This window comes from Comamonas badia DSM 17552, from assembly GCF_000484635.1.
Classification (GTDB): domain Bacteria; phylum Pseudomonadota; class Gammaproteobacteria; order Burkholderiales; family Burkholderiaceae_C; genus Comamonas_C; species Comamonas_C badia.
The window spans coordinates 845599-862095 of sequence record NZ_AXVM01000001.1; the positions used below are offsets into that span (position 1 = coordinate 845599).

The window sequence follows — 16497 nt, forward strand, 5'->3', positions numbered from 1 at the left end:
TGGGTCTCCTCAGGCTGCAGCTTCAAGCTTGAGCAATTCATCGCCTTCGGCCACCTGATCGCCCGGCGCGTAGATCAACTCTGCCACCACGCCGTCGCGCGGTGCGGCGATGGTGTGCTCCATCTTCATCGCCTCCATCACCGCCAGCGCCTGGCCTTTGCTGACCTTGTCACCCGCCTTCACGGCAAACGAGACCACCTTGCCCGGCATGGGGGCCGTCAGGCGCCCACCCTCTTCTTGTGCCGCGCTGGCCTGCACCAGCTGATCGATCATGCGGATGCGCGTGGCGCCCTGCGGTGCAAAGACGTGCAGCGTTCCGCCGTGGGCGTACACCATGAGTGCTTCACGCTGCGCGCCAAAGCGCAGATCGATCGCGCCGTCCGGTCTGCGCTCGAATTCCAGCGCGCCCGCTACCGCCTGCGCCCCTTCCCCCACCGTCAGTTGCAATGCCCCATCGTGGCCGTAGTGCAACTGCGCCTTGGCATCGGCATCGCCAAACTGCAGCGCCAGCCGACGCGTGAACGCGCCATGCGATTGCCAGCCATCGCGGCGGCTGAACGGGTCGTTCGTTTCCTGCGCGCGCTCGGCCAGCAGGGTGTGCGCCACGGCCGCGGCGGCGGCCAGGGGCAGGCCCACCGGCTCCTGGTGGAACAGCACGGCGCGCTCGCGCTCTATCAGGGCGGTGTCCAGTTGCGCCGTGGCAAAGGCGTGGCTGGTGACCAGACGGCGCAGAAACTGCAGATTGGTGGACAGGCCCACGATATGCGTTGCGGCGAGCGCCGTCGCCATGCGCGCGAGAGCCTCCTCGCGCGTGCCGCCATGCACGATGAGCTTGGCCACCATGCTGTCGTAGAACGGGCTGATGGCATCGCCCTCGCGCACGCCGTCGTCAAAGCGCACGTGGATGCCGGTGCCACCGAAAGCCGCGCGCTCGAAGCCCACGTGCGGCGGCTTGCGGTAGACGGCGAGCTGCCCGGTGGCGGGCAGGAAGTCATTGTCCGGCGTCTCGGCGCAGATGCGCGCCTCGATCGCGTGGCCGGTGATGTGCAGATCCCGCTGGGTGCAGGGCAGCGGCTCGCCCGCCGCCACGCGCAGCTGCCACTCCACCAGATCCTGGCCGCTGATGGCTTCGGTCACCGGGTGTTCGACCTGCAGGCGCGTGTTCATCTCCATGAAGAAGAACTGCATCTGCTCGGGGTGGGCGTAGCCGCCAGGCTGCTCGACGATGAATTCCACCGTGCCGGCGCCGACGTAATTCACTGCCTTGGCCGCCGCCACCGCTGCCTCGCCCATCTTCTGGCGCAGCTCGGGCGTGAGGCCGGGCGCGGGAGATTCTTCGAGCACCTTCTGGTGGCGCCGCTGGGTGGAGCAATCGCGCTCGAAGAGATAGACGCAGTTGCCCTGCGCGTCGCCAAAAATCTGAATTTCGATGTGGCGCGGGCGCTGCACCAGTTTTTCGATCAGCACCGCGTCGTTGGCAAAGCTGTTGATTGCCTCGCGCTTGCACGAGGCCAGGGCTTCGGCGAAGTCGGCGCTCTTGTAGACCTCGCGCATGCCCTTGCCGCCGCCGCCCGCGCTGGCCTTGATGAGTACCGGGTAGCCGATCTGGTCGGCCTCGCGCTGCAGCAGGGCCGGGCCCTGGTCTTCGCCCTGGTAGCCCGGCACCAGCGGCACGCCCGCCTTGGCCATCAGGCGCTTGGATTCGGCCTTCAGCCCCATGGCCTGGATGCTCGCTGGCAGCGGGCCGATGAAAACCAGCCCGGCATCCGCGCAGGCCTGCGCAAAGTGCGTGTTCTCGCTCAAGAAACCGTAGCCGGGGTGAATCGCTTCGGCACCCGTGGCCTTGGCGGCATCGATGATGGCCTGCCAGCGCAGGTAGCTGTCCTTGGGCGCGCTGGCGCCGATGTGCACCGCCTCGTCGCAGGCGGCGACATGCTTGGCATGCGCATCGGCATCGGAATACACCGCCACCGTTTTCACGCCCATGCGGCGCGCGGTCGCCGCGACACGGCAGGCGATTTCGCCGCGGTTGGCGATCAGGATTTTCTTAAACATGGCGCCCTCCGCGGCTCATCGCCTGCTGCACGCTGGCGCGTGCCAGGCAATTTGACGAAACGTCTGCTGCGCAGCCGTTTTCTCCTCGGTTTGCTATCAGAATTTTCTTGAACATTCACGCCACCTTCACAGAACCTGAAAACACGGATGACACGCGCCTGAAAACGGCGCGCAGGAATTTGAACAACACCACCAGCAAAACGACTGAAATTGCCAGCACCACGATCAGCGCTGCGGCAAACCACAGCGGGTGCTGCAGCGCCAGCCACAGCGCCGCGACGACGATGCCATCCTCGAAGAACGACAGCCCCCAGTTGGAAAACGGCTCGGGCGAGAGATTGGCCGCCGCGCGCGTGGTCATCTTGGTGGCGAGCGCGGTGGCCGAGAGCGAACCGCCCAGCAGACCCGCCACCAGCGCCATGGTCGAATCGTTCATGCCGAACACGCTGGCCGCCAATGCTGCCCCGGCGGGCACGCGGATGAAGGCGTGGATGGTGTCCCAGACGCTGTCCAGCCACGGAATCTTGTCGGCGAAAAATTCGATGAACAGCATGGCGCCGCTCACCATCAGCACCACCGGATGCTGCAGCGCCGCCAGACCCGCCGGCAAGTTGACCCACCCAGAAGCCCCCGCCAGCCCCACCAGAAACACCACCGCATACAGCCTGAGACCGCTGGCCCAGCCCAGGGCGGCCGCCAGCGCCAGCAGCTTGGTCAAGTCCCAGCCCGCCGCCACGCCGCCGACCTGCGACCCCAGGCCGCCCCACCATTGCTGCAGGTCCATCAAGGCGGTTTCCATGGTGCGTCTCTCCCGTTGCCCCGTTCAGTGCGCCAGCCAGCCCGGCTTGCGCTTCTGCAGAAAACCCTGCACACCGTCCTTGCCCTCGCTGCTCGCGCGGATGTCGGCGATGCCGCGCACCGTCTCGGCGATCAGCGCCGCGTTGATCTGCTGCTGCGCCACATCCTGCACCAGGCGCTTGGTGGCGCGGACTGCGTTGGGGCTGGCACTGCACAGCGCGCGGACCCAGTTTTCCACCACCGCGTCCAGCCCGTCCAGCGGAGCGACCTCATGCACCAGGCCGATGCGCAGCGCTTCGGCGGCGGTGAAGCGCTCCGCCGTCAGAAAGTACCGGTGCGCCGCACGCGGGCCCATCGCGCGGATGACGTAGGGGCTGATGGTGGCCGGCGCCAGGCCGAGCTTGACCTCGCTCAGGCAGAAGTGCGCGGTATCGACGCTGACGGCCAGGTCGCACACCGCGACCAGCCCCATGCCGCCGGCATAGACATCGCCCTGCACGCGAGCAACGGTGGGCTTGGGGCATTCATACATCACGCGCAGCATTTCGGCGAGTTTGGCCGCGTCGGCAATGTTTTCCTCGTGCGTGTAATCCGCCATGCGGCGCATCCAGTTCAGATCCGCCCCCGCGCAAAACGCCGGGCCTTCGGCCGCCAGCACGATGGCGCGCACGCCGGCATCAGCGCCCAGCCGCGCGAACGCCTGCGTCAGCTCGGCGATCACTTCATCGTTGAAGGCGTTGCGCACTTCGGCCCGCGCGAGCGTGACGGTGGCGGTGTGGTCGTGCTGGTCGATACGCAAGGCGGATGGCATGGCTGGACTTTCTCTTGCTGCAGATGATTCAGAGCAGGCATGGCGGCGAGACGAATCTCACTGACCCCACACCCGCAGGCCGCGATGCAGAGCCATCGCGTCGTAATCGCGATCGCTGTGCAATAAAAAATAGTCTTGTTCGATGCAGAACGCGCCGATCATCACGTCGATGCCGCTGCGTATGGTGATGCCGCGCGCACGCAGCTGGCGGTAGTGCTCGGCGGCCGCAACCGCCAGGTCTTCACCGCTGCAGGGTTCGACGCTGAGGGTTTGCAGCAGCAGGCGCGCCTGGCGCAATGCGCGTTCGTGGCGAAAGCCGCGCAGCACTTCATACAGCACCAGGTCAGGGACCACCAGGCGCGTGTGGCCATCAGCCAGCAAGCGATCGAGCTCGTCGCACGCGGCCGCGGGCCGGTCGTTGAAAAAATCGATCCACACGCTGGAATCAACGACGAGCACGGCGGCCTGCTTTCTTGTCGCCACCCGCCGCCGCGGCAGTGCTTTGCGGCTTGTAGCGCGCGCGCGGCTCCTGCGCCGTCAACGCGGATTGCGGAGCAAGTGCTTCCTCGGGTTCGTCGGGATCGGGCTGTGTCCAGTCAATGGATTCGTCGCCCTCCCACTTGAGCTTGCCCTTCCACTTGAGTATCTCGCGGTACGCCGCGTGCCGTGCCAGCAGGCGCAGCCCGGCTTCCACCGTTTCCTTCTTGGTGGTGAAAGGGCCGGCATGCATGGCCTTGGCCAGCAAGTCGTCGTCGATGTCGATATTGGTTCGCATGTCAATGTGTATTTAATGCCTAATGAGTACACATTATGCGCTTCACATGCGGAAAACGCCAAATTTTGTATCGTCGATCGGTGCGTTGCGCGTGGCTGCCAGACCCAGCGCGAGCACACGGCGCGTGTCGGCCGGGTCGATCACGCCGTCGTCCCACAGGCGGGCGCTGGCGTAATAGGGGTGGCCCTGCTCTTCGTACTGCTGGCGGATCGGCGCCTTGAAGGCTTCTTCTTCCTCGGCGCTCCAGTGGCCGCCCTTGTGCTCGATGCCGTCGCGCTTGACGGTGGCCAGCACGCTCGCGGCCTGCTCGCCGCCCATCACGGAGATGCGCGCGTTCGGCCACATCCACAGAAAGCGTGGCGAATAGGCCCGCCCGCACATGCCGTAGTTGCCCGCGCCAAAGCTGCCGCCGATGATGATGGTGAATTTGGGCACCGCCGCCGTGGCCACCGCCGTGACCAGCTTGGCGCCGTGGCGGGCGATGCCTTCGTTCTCGTACTTGCGCCCGACCATGAAGCCGGTGATGTTCTGCAGGAAGATCAGCGGCACCTTGCGCTGGCAGCACAGCTCGATGAAGTGTGCGCCCTTCTGCGCCGATTCGCTGAACAGAATGCCGTTGTTGGCGATGATGCCCACCTGCATGCCCTCGATGCGCGCGAAGCCGCAGACCAGCGTGGTGCCAAAACGCGCCTTGAACTCGTCAAAGGCGCTGGCATCGACGACGCGGGCAATGATCTCGCGCACGTCAAAGGGCTTGCGCGTATCCGTCGGAATCACGCCATAGAGTTCTTTTGCTCCATATTTGGGAGCTTCCGGCGCAATGTCACCGGGCGTTGCAGCCTTGTTTTTATTCAAATTCGCCACGGCCTGCCGCGCCAGCGCCAGCGCATGCATGTCGTTCTGCGCCAAATGGTCCGCCACGCCCGAAAGGCGCGTGTGCACGTCGCCGCCGCCCAGGTCCTCGGCGCTCACCACCTCGCCGGTGGCAGCCTTCACCAGCGGTGGGCCACCGAGGAAGATGGTGCCCTGGTTTTTCACGATGATGGATTCGTCGCTCATCGCCGGCACGTAGGCGCCGCCCGCCGTGCACGAGCCCATCACCACGGCGATCTGCGCGATGCCCTGCGCGCTCAGGTTGGCCTGGTTGTAGAAGATGCGGCCGAAGTGTTCGCGGTCGGGGAAGACCTCGTCCTGGTTGGGCAGGTTGGCGCCGCCCGAATCCACCAGGTAAATGCAGGGCAGGCGGTTCTGCTGCGCGATCTCCTGCGCGCGCAGGTGCTTTTTCACCGTGATCGGGTAGTAGGTGCCGCCCTTCACCGTCGCGTCGTTGCAGACGATCATGCAATCCACGCCCGACACCCGCCCGATGCCCGCGATCAGGCTGGCGCAGGGCGCATCGTTGCCATACATGTTCAATGCCGCGAGCGGTGCAACTTCAAGGAAGGGTGTACCCGGATCGAGCAGCTGCTGCACCCGGTCGCGCGGCAGCAGCTTGCCGCGCGAGACATGGCGCTGGCGCGAGGATTCGCTGCCCCCGAGCGCGATGCGCTCCAGGTGTGCGCGCAAGTCATCGACCAGCGCCTGCATGGCGGCCGCGTTGGCCTGAAAACCCGCGGAACGCGGATTGAGTTGCGTCCCCAGAATGCTCATGGCTGACCTCTTTGCTGTTGTGTTGGATGGGAGTGTCGGAGTTTTTCGCGGCGCACGCTGCAAGCAGGGGCAGCGGCGGCATAAGAAAATACCGCATGCATACCGTCGAAATCGTCTTGCTCGTCCTGCTCCTGGGCGCGCTCACGGGCATTGTGGCGCGCTACATCCGCGCCGTCCCGCTGCCGTTGATCCAGATCGCGCTGGGCGCGCTCATCGCGTGGCCGCAGGCGGGGCTGCACATCGCGTTCGACCCCGAGCTGTTTTTGCTGCTGTTCATCCCGCCGCTGCTGTTCGCCGACGGCTGGCGCATCCCCAAGCGTGAATTTTTCGCCCTGGCGCGGCCCATCCTGCTGCTCGCCTTCGGGCTGGTGCTGTTCACCGTGGTGGGGCTGGGTTACCTGATCCACTGGATGATTCCCGAGATGCCGCTCACGGTGGCCTTTGCGCTGGCGGCCGTCATCTCCCCGACCGATGCGGTCGCCGTCTCGTCGATCACGCGCAACCTGGGCATGCCCGAGAAGACCATGCACGTGCTCGAAGGCGAATCGCTGCTCAACGACGCATCGGGCCTGGTGGCGCTCAAGTTCAGCGTTGCCGCCACGCTCACCGGCCTGTTTTCGTGGAACGAGGTGGCCAGGGATTTCACCTGGATGGCCGTGGGCGGCCTAGGCGTGGGTGCGCTGCTGGGCTGGGGCTTCTCGCACGCGCGCGGCACCATCACGCACCGCCTGGGCGACGTGGCGGCCACGCAAATGGTGCTGCTGCTGGTGCTGCTGCCGTTTGCCGCCTACATCGTCGGCGAGAAGATCGGCGTGTCGGGCATCCTGTCGGCGGTGGCCGCGGGCGTGGCGACCAATTTCGGCGACCTTGAGCGCAGCAGCTACATCAGCGAGCGCATGCAGACGACCGGCACCTGGAGCATGGTGGAGTCCTCGTTCAATGGCGCCATCTTCCTGCTGCTGGGCCTGCAGCTGCCGTCCATCATCGGCGTGACCTTGCACGAAGCCGGTCATCACGACGCCTGGATACTGGTGGGCTACGTGGCCGCGATCTCCACCGCGCTGCTGCTGATGCGCTGGGTCTGGCTGACGCTGGGCGTGCACCGCGCGCTCTCCCGCGCCCATCACCAGGGCAAGATGGCCGAGCGCCCTTCGGCACTCTTGAACCTGGCAACCACCATGGCCGGGATTCGTGGCGCGGTGACGCTGGCCGGCGCGCTCTCCGTCCCCATGGTGCTCAGCGAAGGCGTGCCGTTCCCGGCGCGCGACATGCTGATCTTTCTCGCCACCGGAACCATTCTCTTCACCCTGGTGCTGGGTTCGATCAGCCTGCCGCTCATCTTGCGCTACCTGCCGCGTACCGCCGAATCGCCCACGCTGCGCGAGGAGCGCCTGGCGCGCGAGCAGGCCTGCCTGGCCGCCATCGCGCGGCTGACGCTCAGCGATGAAGAGCTGCAAAAACACGACGCCGAGTGGATCGCGATGCGCCAGGAGGTCAACGGCCACCTGACGCAGGAATACCGCAACCGCATCCAGCTGCTTGACGACGGCAGCGGCACGGCCTCCACCGTCGAAGCGCAGCGCGAGGCGCCCGAGGTGGTGCGCCAGCGCAAGCTGCGCTACGTGCTGGAGATCGAGGCGCGGCTTGACTGCATCCGCGCGGAAAGAGACCGGTACTACAGCGAACGCCAGGCGCACCGCATCAACGATGAGTCGCTGCGCAGCCTGGTCAGCGAACTCGACCTGCAGGAGGTCGCCATGCGCAAGCGCCTGGCCGTGGCGCGCCGCGCCGCCGGCCTGCCGGTGGGCGACATCTAGACGCCTGTCGGGCTTGGACACGCGGACGTTTCAGGCCGTCGGTTCGCAGCGCAGCTGCAGTCCCTCGACCATGGCCTCGCGGATTTTGAATTTCTGGATTTTGCCCGTCACCGTCATCGGAAAGCCGCTGACGAACCGGATGTAGCGCGGCACCTTGTAGTGCGCGATCTGGCCCTTGCAAAAGGCGCGGATGTCTTCTTCCGTGGGCTCGGTGCCCTGCTTGGCGATGATCCAGGCGCAGAGCTCCTCGCCGTATTTCCGGTCCGGCACGCCCACCACCTGCACGTCCTGCACCATGGGGTGTCGGTACAGAAATTCCTCGATCTCGCGCGGGTAAAGATTTTCACCGCCACGGATCACCATGTCCTTGATGCGGCCGACGATGTTCACATAGCCCTCGCCATCCATCGTCGCCAGGTCGCCGGTGTGCATCCAGCCGTCGGCGTCGATCGCTTCGTCCGTCATCGCTGCATCGCCCCAGTAGCCCGCCATGACGGAATAGCCCCTGGTGCAGAACTCGCCACGCTCGCCGATCGCCACGACGGCGCCGGTCTCGGGGTCGACGATCTTGATCTCCAGGTGCGGCTGCACCTGGCCCACGGTGGAGACGCGCTTTTCCAGCGGCGTATCGGTGCTGCTCTGGCAGCTCACCGGGCTGGTTTCGGTCATGCCGTAGGCAATCGTCACCTCGGTCATGTTCATGTCGCGCTGCACGCGCTTCATCACCTCCACCGGGCAGGGGCTGTCGGCCATGATGCCGGTGCGCAGGCTGGAGAGGTCGAATTCGGCAAAGCGCGGGTGGTCCAGCTCGGCGATGAACATCGTCGGCACGCCGTGCAGGGCGGTGCATTTTTCGGCCTGCACGGTCTCCAGCACCGAAACCGGGTCGAACGCATCGTTGGGGTAAACGATGGCCGCGCCATGCGTGAAACAGGCCAGATTGCCCAGCACCATGCCGAAGCAGTGGTACAGCGGCACGGGAATGCACAGCCGATCCGCGGGCGTGAGTTGCATGCAATCGCCGATGAACAGGCCGTTGTTCAGGATGTTGCGGTGCGTCAGCGTCGCGCCCTTGGGAAAGCCCGTGGTGCCACTGGTGAACTGGATGTTGATCGGATCGGTGGCCTTGAGCGTCGCGGCAATGGAGTCAATACGCGCCTCCTGCGGGTCGCCTTGGTCCATCAGGCTGGAAAAGCGCATCGCGCCGGGCTGTTCCTCGCCCTGCCCCGCCACATCGATCCAGACCACGGTGCGCAGCTCGGGCAGGCGCGCGGCGTGCAGTTCGCCCGGCGCGCAGCGGTTCATTTCGGGCGCCAGCTCGCGCAGCATGCCCAGGTAATCACTGGTCTTGAATTGCGCCATGGTCACCAGCGCCTTGCAGCCCACTTTGTTGAGCGCGTATTCCAGCTCCGCCGTGCGGTAGGCCGGGTTGATGTTGACCAGGATCAGGCCGACCTGCGCGGTGGCCAGCTGCATCAGCACCCACTCGGCGTTGTTGTGCGACCAGATGCCGATGCGATCGCCCGGCTGCAGGCCCAGGCCCAGCAAGGCGCTGGCAAGGCGCCGCTGCCGCGCATGCAGCTGCGCATAGGTGTAGCGCAGGCCCTGATGGCGGCTGATGAGCGCATCCCGCTCGGGCAGGCCCGCCGCCTTGTCGCGGAAGTAGTCGCCAATGGTCTGCTCGATGAGCGGCGTGGCTTCGCTGCCGCGGGCGTAGCTCTGGCTCAGAGGGGTCTGGGTCATGGTTTGTCTCCTTGGAAAGCGTGATGCGCCGCAAGAATACGTTGCATGCCTGCGCAGATGGCGACAGCAAGGTTGCAATAATTGCCACGCCCGCGCACGACACCACAGACCCGCATGTACACACCTACCCTGTTCTCGCTCTCCGCCGGACCGCGCCTGCCCCACCGGCGCGGTGGTGCAGCCGCGACACCCATGGCGTTCGTGCGCGCCGTCGTGCAGGTCTATGCGCAGCGTGGGATGGACCCTGGCGCGGCCTTGCAAGCGGCACAAATCACGCCAGGAGAGGTGGCCCACGAGGACGCCCGCATCACCGCCTGGCAGATGGAGGCACTGTGCGGCGCGGCCATGCACGAGCTCGATGACGAGGCGCTGGGCTGGTTCGAGCGGCGTCTGCCCTGGGGCAGCTACGGCATGCTGGCGCGCGCTTCCATCAGCGCGCCGCACCTGGGCCTGGCGCTGGCGCGCTGGTGCCGCCACCACCGGCTGCTGGCCGATGCGATCACGCTTTCATTGAGCGCGGACGGCGCCGGCGCAGCCATCGCCATCGCCGAGCACCGCCCCCTGGGCGCCGGCGGCAGCCTGCGCGAGTTTTGCCTGGTCTCGGTGCTGCGCAACATCCATGGCCTGGCCTGCTGGTTTGTCGATTCACGCCTGCCGCTGCGGGCGGTGGAGTTTCCGTTTGAAGCGCCAGTGCACGCCAGCACGTATTCATTGCTTTTTCCAGGCCCAGTCGGCTTTGGTGCTGCGCAAGCAGCTATTCATTTTGATTCAAGTTATCTTGCACTGCCGTTGGCGCGCGATGAAGCCGCGCTGCGCCAGATGCTGCGGCGCGCCCTGCCGCTGACCGTGCTGCAGTACCGCCACGAGCGCCTTCTGAGTGCACGCGTACGCCAGTTGCTGGCCGACGACCCGGCCACGCTGCAGGGCGCGACCTTGCTGGCCGAGCGGCTGAATCTTTCACCGCGCACGCTGCACCGGCAGCTGCGGCAGGAAGGCAGCTCGCTGCAGCAGCTCAAGAACGAAGTGCGCCTGGGCCAGGCCAGGCAGCTGCTGCGCCACTCCGACCGCCCGATCAAGCTGGTGGCGCTGGCGGCGGGTTATGCCAACGAAAAGAGCTTCATCCGCGCGTTCCGCGGCTGGACAGGGATGGCTCCCGCGCAGTGGCGCGCGCAGTCACGCGGCGGCGTGTGACGGCGCTGGAGCGTGCACGCCATCGACGTAGTACCAGCGCCCTTCCTCGCGCACAAAGCGGCTCAGCTCCCGCAGGCGCTCGGCCTTGCCGCCGGCGGCGCGAAAGCGGGCGACAAATTCCACTTCGGCGCTGGCATCGCCCGTCATGCGATGGCCGCGCACCTGCAAACCCAGCCATTGGCCGCCGGCCTCGAAGCGCACGCGCGACGGGCGCCTGTCCGCATGCCAGGTGGCCAGCAGATAGCGCTCATCCTTGCGCACGAAGGCGGTGTAGCGCGAGCGCATGAGGCTCTCGGCATCGGGTGCCGGGCAGTCCTCCCCATGGTCGATGTAGCGCCCGCAGCAGTCGGCATAGACAAAAGGCTTGCCGCGCACATCCATGCGCCCGCAGGGACAAGACGGGCTCACGCCAGCGCCCGCTGGATCAGGATCTTCTGCACATCGCTCGTGCCCTCGTAGATCTGGCACACGCGCACGTCGCGGTAGATGCGCTCCAGCGGAAAATCGCTCACATAGCCGTAGCCACCCAGCGTCTGGATGGCGGCGCTGCACACGCGCTCGGCCATTTCGCTGGCGAACAGCTTGGCCATGGCGGCCTCCTTCAGGCAGGGCCTGCCCGCATCGCGCAGGCTGGCCGCATGCCAGATGAGCTGGCGTGCCGCTTCCAATTGCGTAGCGCAATCCGCAAGCCTGAAGCCCACGGCCTGGTGATTGAAGATGGGCGTCCCAAAACTCTCGCGCTCCTTGGCATAGTGCACCGCGCAGTCCAGCGCCGCACGCGCCATGCCCACGCTCTGCGCCGCAATGCCGATGCGCCCGCCTTCGAGCGCCGAGAGCGCGATCTTGTAGCCCTCGCCCTCCGCGCCGATCAGGTTTTCCGCCGGCACACGGCAGTTCTCGAACTGGATCTGCGCCGTGTCGCTGCTGTGCTGGCCCAGCTTGTCCTCCAGCCGCGCCACCGCATAACCCGGCGCATCGGTCGGCACGATGAAGGCGCTCATGCCGCGCTTGCCGGCGGCCTTGTCGGTCACGGCGATGACGATCGCCACCTGACCGTTCTTGCCGCTGGTGATGAACTGCTTGACGCCGTTGACCACGTAGCCATCGCCGTCCCTGATGGCCGTGGTACGCAGCGCCGAAGCATCCGAGCCCACATGCGGCTCGGTCAGGCAGAACGCGCCCAGCATTTCCCCGCGCGCCAGCGGTGCAAGCCATTGGCGCTGCTGCGCCGGATTGCCATAGCGCATCAGGATGGCATTGACAGGGCAATTGGTGACGGAAATCGCCGTGCTGGTGCCGCCATCGCCCGCCGCGATTTCTTCCAGCACCAGCGCCAGCGTCAGGTAGTCCAGCCCGGCGCCGCCCAGCGCCTCCGGCACGCAGATGCCATAGGCGCCCAGCTGCGCCAGACCCCGATGCACCTCGCGCGGGAAATGGTGTTCCTTGTCCCAGCGCGCGGCGTGGGGCGCAATCTGCTCGCGCACGAAGTCGCGCACCGCATCGCGGATCATTTCCTGGTCGGAATTCAACAGCATGGTCTACTCAGCAAAAAAGGCCTTCAGCGCTTACCCATCAAGCGCCGTCAGCTCCATTTTTAAAAGCACATCAAAGCAATTCGATGGCCACCGCCGTCGCCTCGCCGCCACCGATGCACAGCGTCGCCAGGCCCTTCTTGAGGCCGCGCGCCTTGAGCGCATACATCAAGGTCACCATGATGCGTGCGCCGCTGGCGCCGATAGGGTGACCGAGCGCGCAGGCGCCGCCGTTGACGTTGACTTTCTCGTGCGGCACCTTCAAATCGTGCATCAGCGCCATCGGCACCACGGCAAAGGCCTCGTTGACTTCCCACAGATCCACGTCGCCCACGCTCCAGCCGGCCTTTTTCAGCGCCTTTTCCGTTGCCCCGATGGGCGCGGTGGTGAACCAGTTCGGCTCCTGCGCGTGCGTGGCATGCGCGACGATCTTCGCCAGGGGCTTGCAGCCGAGTTCCTTCGCCGTCGAAGCGCGCATCATCACCAGCGCCGCCGCGCCGTCGTTGATGCTGGAGCTCGACGCCGCGGTGATCGTGCCGTCCTTCTTGAACGCCGGGCGCAGCGTGGCAATCTTGTCCAGCCTGGCCTTGGCCGGGCCTTCGTCGATCGCCACGGTCACCTCGCCCTTGCGCGTGGAAAAGGTCACCGGCGCGATTTCCTCCTTGAAACCGCCGGTTTGCGCAGCCTGCTGCGCGCGCCTGACGCTTTCAATCGCAAATGCATCCTGCTGCTCGCGCGTGAAATGGTATTTGGCGGCGCAGTCTTCGCCAAACGTGCCCATGGCGCGGCCCGGCTCGTAGGCATCCTCCAGACCATCGAGCATCATGTGGTCATACACCTTGTCGTGCCCCATGCGATAGCCGCCGCGGCCCTTTTGCAGCAAGTAGGGCGCGCCGGTCATGCTTTCCATGCCGCCCGCCACCATCACGTCACGACTGCCGGCCACCAGCTGGTCGTGCGCGAGGATGGCGCACTCCATGCCCGAGCCGCACATCTTGGACAGCGTCACCGCCCCCGTGCTGCGCGGCAGCCCGGCCTTGTGCGCCGCCTGGCGCGCCGGTGCCTGGCCCTGGCCGGCCATGAGGCAGTTGCCGAACAGCACCTCATCCACCTTGTCCGGCGCCATGCCGGCCTGCTGCACGGCCGCCTTGATGGCGGCTCCGCCGAGGTCGTGCGCAGCCAGGCTGGCGAAGTCGCCCATGAACGCGCCCATGGGGGTACGCGCGGCGCCGACGATGACGATGGGATCCTGCATTTCAATCTCCTGGAAAAACGAAAATCAACCGGATTGGTGGCCTGGCGCCCACGCCACGTGGGCTCCGCGTTTCAGCCGCGCTGGCGCGAACCCACGAGCGCGATCGCCTCGCGGTAGGCATCTTCAAGGCCGTTCACGCTGGGCACCGTCATCTTCAGGTCGGTGATCAAACCATCCTTCAGGCCGTAGCACCAGGCATGCAGCTCCAGTTTCTGGCCGCGTGCCCAGGCATCCTGAATCACGGTGGAATGCGCCATGTTCACCACCTGCTCGATCGCATTGAGCTCGCACAGCACGTCGTGGCGCCACTGCACCGGGGTCTTGTCCAGCAGGGCCAGGTGCTTGTCGCGCACATCCTGCACATGGCGGATCCAGTTGTCGGCCAGGCCGATGCGCAGGTTCTGCAGCGCCGCGAGCACGCCGCCGCAGCCGTAATGCCCGACGATCATCAGGTGCGCGACCTTGAGCTGATCGACCGCGTACTGCACCACCGACAGGCAGTTGAGGTCGGTCGGCACCACGACATTGGAGATGTTGCGGTGCACGAAGACTTCGCCCGGCTCCAGGCCCGAAATCTGATTCGCTGGAACCCGGCTGTCCGAGCAGCCTATCCACATGTAGCGCGGCTTCTGTTGCGCCTTGAGGTTGGTGAAAAAACCCGGGCGCTCCTTCTCCATCTGCGCGGCCCATGCGCGATTGTTCTCGAACAGGGTGGCAATATTCGTTGTAGGCATCCAGCCTCTCCTATGGATAACGGGCAGAACTGCTGCTCAACAGGTTTCCGCGAACAACTCGCGGCCAATCAGCATGCGGCGGATTTCGCTCGTGCCCGCACCGATCTCGTACAGCTTGGCGTCGCGCCACAGGCGGCCGAGCGGAAATTCATTGATGTAGCCATTGCCGCCGTGAATCTGTATGCCCTCGCCCGCCATCCAGGTCGCCTTCTCGGCGCACCAGAGAATCACGCTCGCGCAGTCCTTGCGCACCTGGCGCACATGGTCCTTGCCCAGCATGTCCAGGTTCTTGGCGACGGTGTAGGCAAACGAGCGTGCCGCTTGCAGCACGGTGTACATGTCGGCCACCTTGCCCTGGATGAGCTGGAACTCACCTATGCTCTGGCCAAACTGCTTGCGGTCGTGGATATAGGGCACGACGTTGTCCATCACCGCCTGCATGATGCCAAGCGGCCCGCCGGTCAGCACCGCGCGTTCGTAATCCAGGCCGCTCATCAGCACCCTGGCGCCGTTGTTCACGCCGCCGAGCACGTTCTCGGCCGGCACCTCCACATCCTGGAACACCAGTTCGCCCGTGTGGCTGCCGCGCATGCCGAGCTTGTCGAGCTTCTGCGCGATGGAAAAGCCCTTCATGCCCTTCTCGATCAGGAAAGCCGTCACGCCACGCGCGCCCAGCTCGGGCTCTGTCTTGGCATAGACCACGAGTGTGTCGGCATCCGGCCCATTGGTGATCCACATCTTGGCGCCGTTGAGCAGGTAATAGCCGCCTTTGTCCTCCGCGCGCAGCTTCATGCTGATCACGTCCGAACCCGCGCCTGGCTCGCTCATCGCCAGCGCGCCGACATGCTCGCCGCTGATCAGCCTGGGCAGGTATTTGGCCTTCTGCGCAGCATTGCCATTGCGGTTGATCTGGTTCACGCAGAGATTGCTGTGCGCTCCGTAGGAAAGGCCCACTGACGCACTGGCACGCGAAATTTCTTCCATGGCAATCATGTGCGCGAGGTAACCCAGATTGGCGCCGCCATACTCCTCGGACACCGTTACTCCCAGGACACCCAGATCGCCCAGCTTGCGCCAGACATCCATCGGAAACTGGTCCGTATGATCGATCTCTGCGGCGCGCGGCGCGATTTCTGCCTGAGCGAAATCGCGCACGGCGTCGCGCAGCGCATCAATATCCTCACCAAGCTGGAAATTCAAACCGGGCAGCGAATGCAGAACGCTCATGAAAGTCTCCTGAAGTGGGGCGAGGCCCTCTGGATTGTTTGACGTTTACGTAAACGTTAATTGTCCCTGATTTCTTTACGCTTATCAAGCTGCGCAAGCAGACCCCTGGCCTCGTGCTCATGTGCACGTATCTCGTCGAGATTGGCCTGCAGATCCCTCTTCTGCGCTTCCAACTGCTCACGGTGCTGATGCAAGACCTCCAGAAATCTGGTCAACTGTGCCCCGGTATCGCGCGGACTGTCATAGAGGTCGATGATTTCCTTGGCCTGCATCAGCGAAAGGCCCAGGCGCTTGGCCCGCAAGGTCAATTTCAGCCGCGTGCGATCACGCCCGCTGTAGACACGCAAGCGCCCTCCCGTGCCAGCGCGCTCCGGCCGCAGCAAACCCATGTCCTCGTAGAAGCGGATGGCGCGCGTCGTAAGGTCAAACTCGCGTGCCAGATCGCTGATGGTGAAAGTGGTGCTCATGGGAATCGTAAGTGGCGCGCGCACCGTCGCCACTTCAGCTGTCCGGCGCTGCTGCGCGGTACTTGCATGTCAGGGAGCGATACGACCATCGGATTGTGCCCCCAAAAACCAAACCCCCTGCTCTTGCTGGAGGCAGGGGGTTGTGGTGTGGTGATGGTGCCTGACGATGACCTACTTTCACACGGGGACCCGCACTATCATTGGCGCGAAGCTGTTTCACGGTCCTGTTCGGGAAGGGAAGGGGTGGTGCCAGCTTGCTATTGTCATCAGGCGTAAAGGGGGGTCTGTGCTGTTTGGTGGCGCAGACCGTTCATAGAGTCGAATGGAATTTGATTGTGTCCTTGGCATGGTCTTGAGGCGTTGTGCTGCAGCTGGTGCAGCACGGTTGGCGTCAAGGTTATAGGGTCAAGCCGCACGGGCAATTAGTACTGGTTAGCTCAGG

The 16497-nt window shown here is 65.3% G+C and carries 15 protein-coding genes and 1 rRNA gene; 2 read left to right on the forward strand and 14 right to left on the reverse strand.

The features are described 5' to 3' along the window. Positions 1-9: 9 nt before the first annotated feature. The 6 genes from K320_RS0103995 to K320_RS0104020 form a co-directional block, all read right to left on the reverse strand. Positions 10-2055: an acetyl-CoA carboxylase biotin carboxylase subunit gene (locus tag K320_RS0103995; RefSeq protein WP_024537587.1), complete on the reverse strand. Its 2046-nt coding sequence runs from the start codon at positions 2053-2055 to the stop codon at positions 10-12. A 115-nt stretch (positions 2056-2170) separates the two neighbouring features. Continuing rightward, a complete protein-coding gene (locus tag K320_RS0104000) occupies positions 2171-2854 on the reverse strand; it encodes a DUF4126 domain-containing protein (RefSeq protein WP_024537588.1) in 684 nt (227 codons plus the stop codon). A 24-nt stretch (positions 2855-2878) separates the two neighbouring features. Next, on the reverse strand, positions 2879-3664 hold the full coding sequence (locus K320_RS0104005; protein ID WP_024537589.1) for an enoyl-CoA hydratase/isomerase family protein: 786 nt from the start codon (positions 3662-3664) through the stop codon (positions 2879-2881). A gap of 57 nt (positions 3665-3721) precedes the next feature. Continuing rightward, positions 3722-4123, reverse strand: coding sequence for a type II toxin-antitoxin system VapC family toxin (gene vapC / locus K320_RS0104010; protein WP_024537590.1), 402 nt, complete (start codon positions 4121-4123; stop codon positions 3722-3724). Further along, positions 4110-4439, reverse strand: a complete 330-nt coding sequence (locus tag K320_RS18540) for a type II toxin-antitoxin system VapB family antitoxin (RefSeq protein ID WP_024537591.1) — start codon at positions 4437-4439, stop codon at positions 4110-4112. The genes vapC and K320_RS18540 overlap by 14 nt, the downstream gene beginning before the upstream one ends. A 42-nt stretch (positions 4440-4481) precedes the next feature. After that, positions 4482-6089, reverse strand: coding sequence for a carboxyl transferase domain-containing protein (locus tag K320_RS0104020; RefSeq protein WP_024537592.1), 1608 nt, complete (start codon positions 6087-6089; stop codon positions 4482-4484). A 95-nt stretch (positions 6090-6184) separates the two neighbouring features. Here K320_RS0104020 and K320_RS0104025 point away from each other — a divergent pair, with 95 nt between their 5' ends. Further along, positions 6185-7906: a Na+/H+ antiporter gene (locus tag K320_RS0104025; RefSeq protein WP_024537593.1), complete on the forward strand. Its 1722-nt coding sequence runs from the start codon at positions 6185-6187 to the stop codon at positions 7904-7906. Positions 7907-7936: 30 nt separating this feature from the next. On the opposite strand, the gene K320_RS0104030 is transcribed toward K320_RS0104025, so the two are convergent. Further along, on the reverse strand, positions 7937-9649 hold the full coding sequence (locus tag K320_RS0104030; RefSeq protein ID WP_024537594.1) for an AMP-binding protein: 1713 nt from the start codon (positions 9647-9649) through the stop codon (positions 7937-7939). Positions 9650-9763: 114 nt separating this feature from the next. Between K320_RS0104030 and K320_RS0104035 the strand changes: the two genes are divergently transcribed. Continuing rightward, the gene (locus tag K320_RS0104035) at positions 9764-10840 is read left to right on the forward strand and encodes an AraC family transcriptional regulator (protein ID WP_024537595.1); all 1077 of its coding nucleotides are present in this window, start codon (positions 9764-9766) and stop codon (positions 10838-10840) included. Here K320_RS0104035 and K320_RS0104040 read toward each other — a convergent pair. The 7 genes from K320_RS0104040 to rrf all read right to left on the reverse strand — a co-directional run bounded on the left by K320_RS0104040 (position 10823) and on the right by rrf (position 16326). Beyond that, on the reverse strand, positions 10823-11221 hold the full coding sequence (locus K320_RS0104040) for a YchJ family protein (RefSeq protein ID WP_051384825.1): 399 nt from the start codon (positions 11219-11221) through the stop codon (positions 10823-10825). The two genes, K320_RS0104035 and K320_RS0104040, sit on opposite strands and share 18 nt — an antisense overlap. A 23-nt stretch (positions 11222-11244) precedes the next feature. Beyond that, positions 11245-12375, reverse strand: coding sequence for an acyl-CoA dehydrogenase family protein (locus K320_RS0104045; RefSeq protein ID WP_024537597.1), 1131 nt, complete (start codon positions 12373-12375; stop codon positions 11245-11247). Between the two features lie 70 nt (positions 12376-12445). Further along, positions 12446-13627, reverse strand: coding sequence for an acetyl-CoA C-acyltransferase (locus tag K320_RS0104050; RefSeq protein WP_029695795.1), 1182 nt, complete (start codon positions 13625-13627; stop codon positions 12446-12448). 71 nt (positions 13628-13698) lie between these two features. Further along, positions 13699-14361, reverse strand: a complete 663-nt coding sequence (gene can, locus K320_RS0104055; protein WP_024537599.1) for a carbonate dehydratase — start codon at positions 14359-14361, stop codon at positions 13699-13701. A gap of 36 nt (positions 14362-14397) precedes the next feature. Then, complete coding sequence (locus K320_RS0104060; protein WP_024537600.1) at positions 14398-15588, reverse strand: isovaleryl-CoA dehydrogenase; 1191 nt, start codon at positions 15586-15588, stop codon at positions 14398-14400. Between the two features lie 56 nt (positions 15589-15644). Next, entirely contained in the window at positions 15645-16055 is a 411-nt protein-coding gene (locus K320_RS0104065) for a MerR family transcriptional regulator (protein ID WP_024537601.1), read from the reverse strand. 158 nt (positions 16056-16213) lie between these two features. Beyond that, a 5S ribosomal RNA gene (rrf, locus tag K320_RS0104070) occupies positions 16214-16326 on the reverse strand. Positions 16327-16497 lie beyond the last annotated feature (171 nt).

What these genes read in the sequence shown, in the direction of transcription:
- K320_RS0103995 (WP_024537587.1), bottom strand. Translation starts at nt 2,055, where the DNA reads ATGTTTAAGAAAATCCTGATCGCCAACCGCGGCGAAATCGCCTGCCGT.
- K320_RS0104000 (WP_024537588.1), bottom strand. Translation starts at nt 2,854, where the DNA reads ATGGAAACCGCCTTGATGGACCTGCAGCAATGGTGGGGCGGCCTGGGG.
- K320_RS0104005 (WP_024537589.1), bottom strand. Translation starts at nt 3,664, where the DNA reads ATGCCATCCGCCTTGCGTATCGACCAGCACGACCACACCGCCACCGTC.
- K320_RS18540 (WP_024537591.1), bottom strand. Translation starts at nt 4,439, where the DNA reads ATGCGAACCAATATCGACATCGACGACGACTTGCTGGCCAAGGCCATG.
- K320_RS0104020 (WP_024537592.1), bottom strand. Translation starts at nt 6,089, where the DNA reads ATGAGCATTCTGGGGACGCAACTCAATCCGCGTTCCGCGGGTTTTCAG.
- K320_RS0104025 (WP_024537593.1), top strand. Translation starts at nt 6,185, where the DNA reads ATGCATACCGTCGAAATCGTCTTGCTCGTCCTGCTCCTGGGCGCGCTC.
- K320_RS0104030 (WP_024537594.1), bottom strand. Translation starts at nt 9,649, where the DNA reads ATGACCCAGACCCCTCTGAGCCAGAGCTACGCCCGCGGCAGCGAAGCC.
- K320_RS0104035 (WP_024537595.1), top strand. Translation starts at nt 9,764, where the DNA reads ATGTACACACCTACCCTGTTCTCGCTCTCCGCCGGACCGCGCCTGCCC.
- K320_RS0104040 (WP_051384825.1), bottom strand. Translation starts at nt 11,221, where the DNA reads ATGGATGTGCGCGGCAAGCCTTTTGTCTATGCCGACTGCTGCGGGCGC.
- K320_RS0104045 (WP_024537597.1), bottom strand. Translation starts at nt 12,375, where the DNA reads ATGCTGTTGAATTCCGACCAGGAAATGATCCGCGATGCGGTGCGCGAC.
- K320_RS0104050 (WP_029695795.1), bottom strand. Translation starts at nt 13,627, where the DNA reads ATGCAGGATCCCATCGTCATCGTCGGCGCCGCGCGTACCCCCATGGGC.
- can (WP_024537599.1), bottom strand. Translation starts at nt 14,361, where the DNA reads ATGCCTACAACGAATATTGCCACCCTGTTCGAGAACAATCGCGCATGG.
- K320_RS0104060 (WP_024537600.1), bottom strand. Translation starts at nt 15,588, where the DNA reads ATGAGCGTTCTGCATTCGCTGCCCGGTTTGAATTTCCAGCTTGGTGAG.
- K320_RS0104065 (WP_024537601.1), bottom strand. Translation starts at nt 16,055, where the DNA reads ATGAGCACCACTTTCACCATCAGCGATCTGGCACGCGAGTTTGACCTT.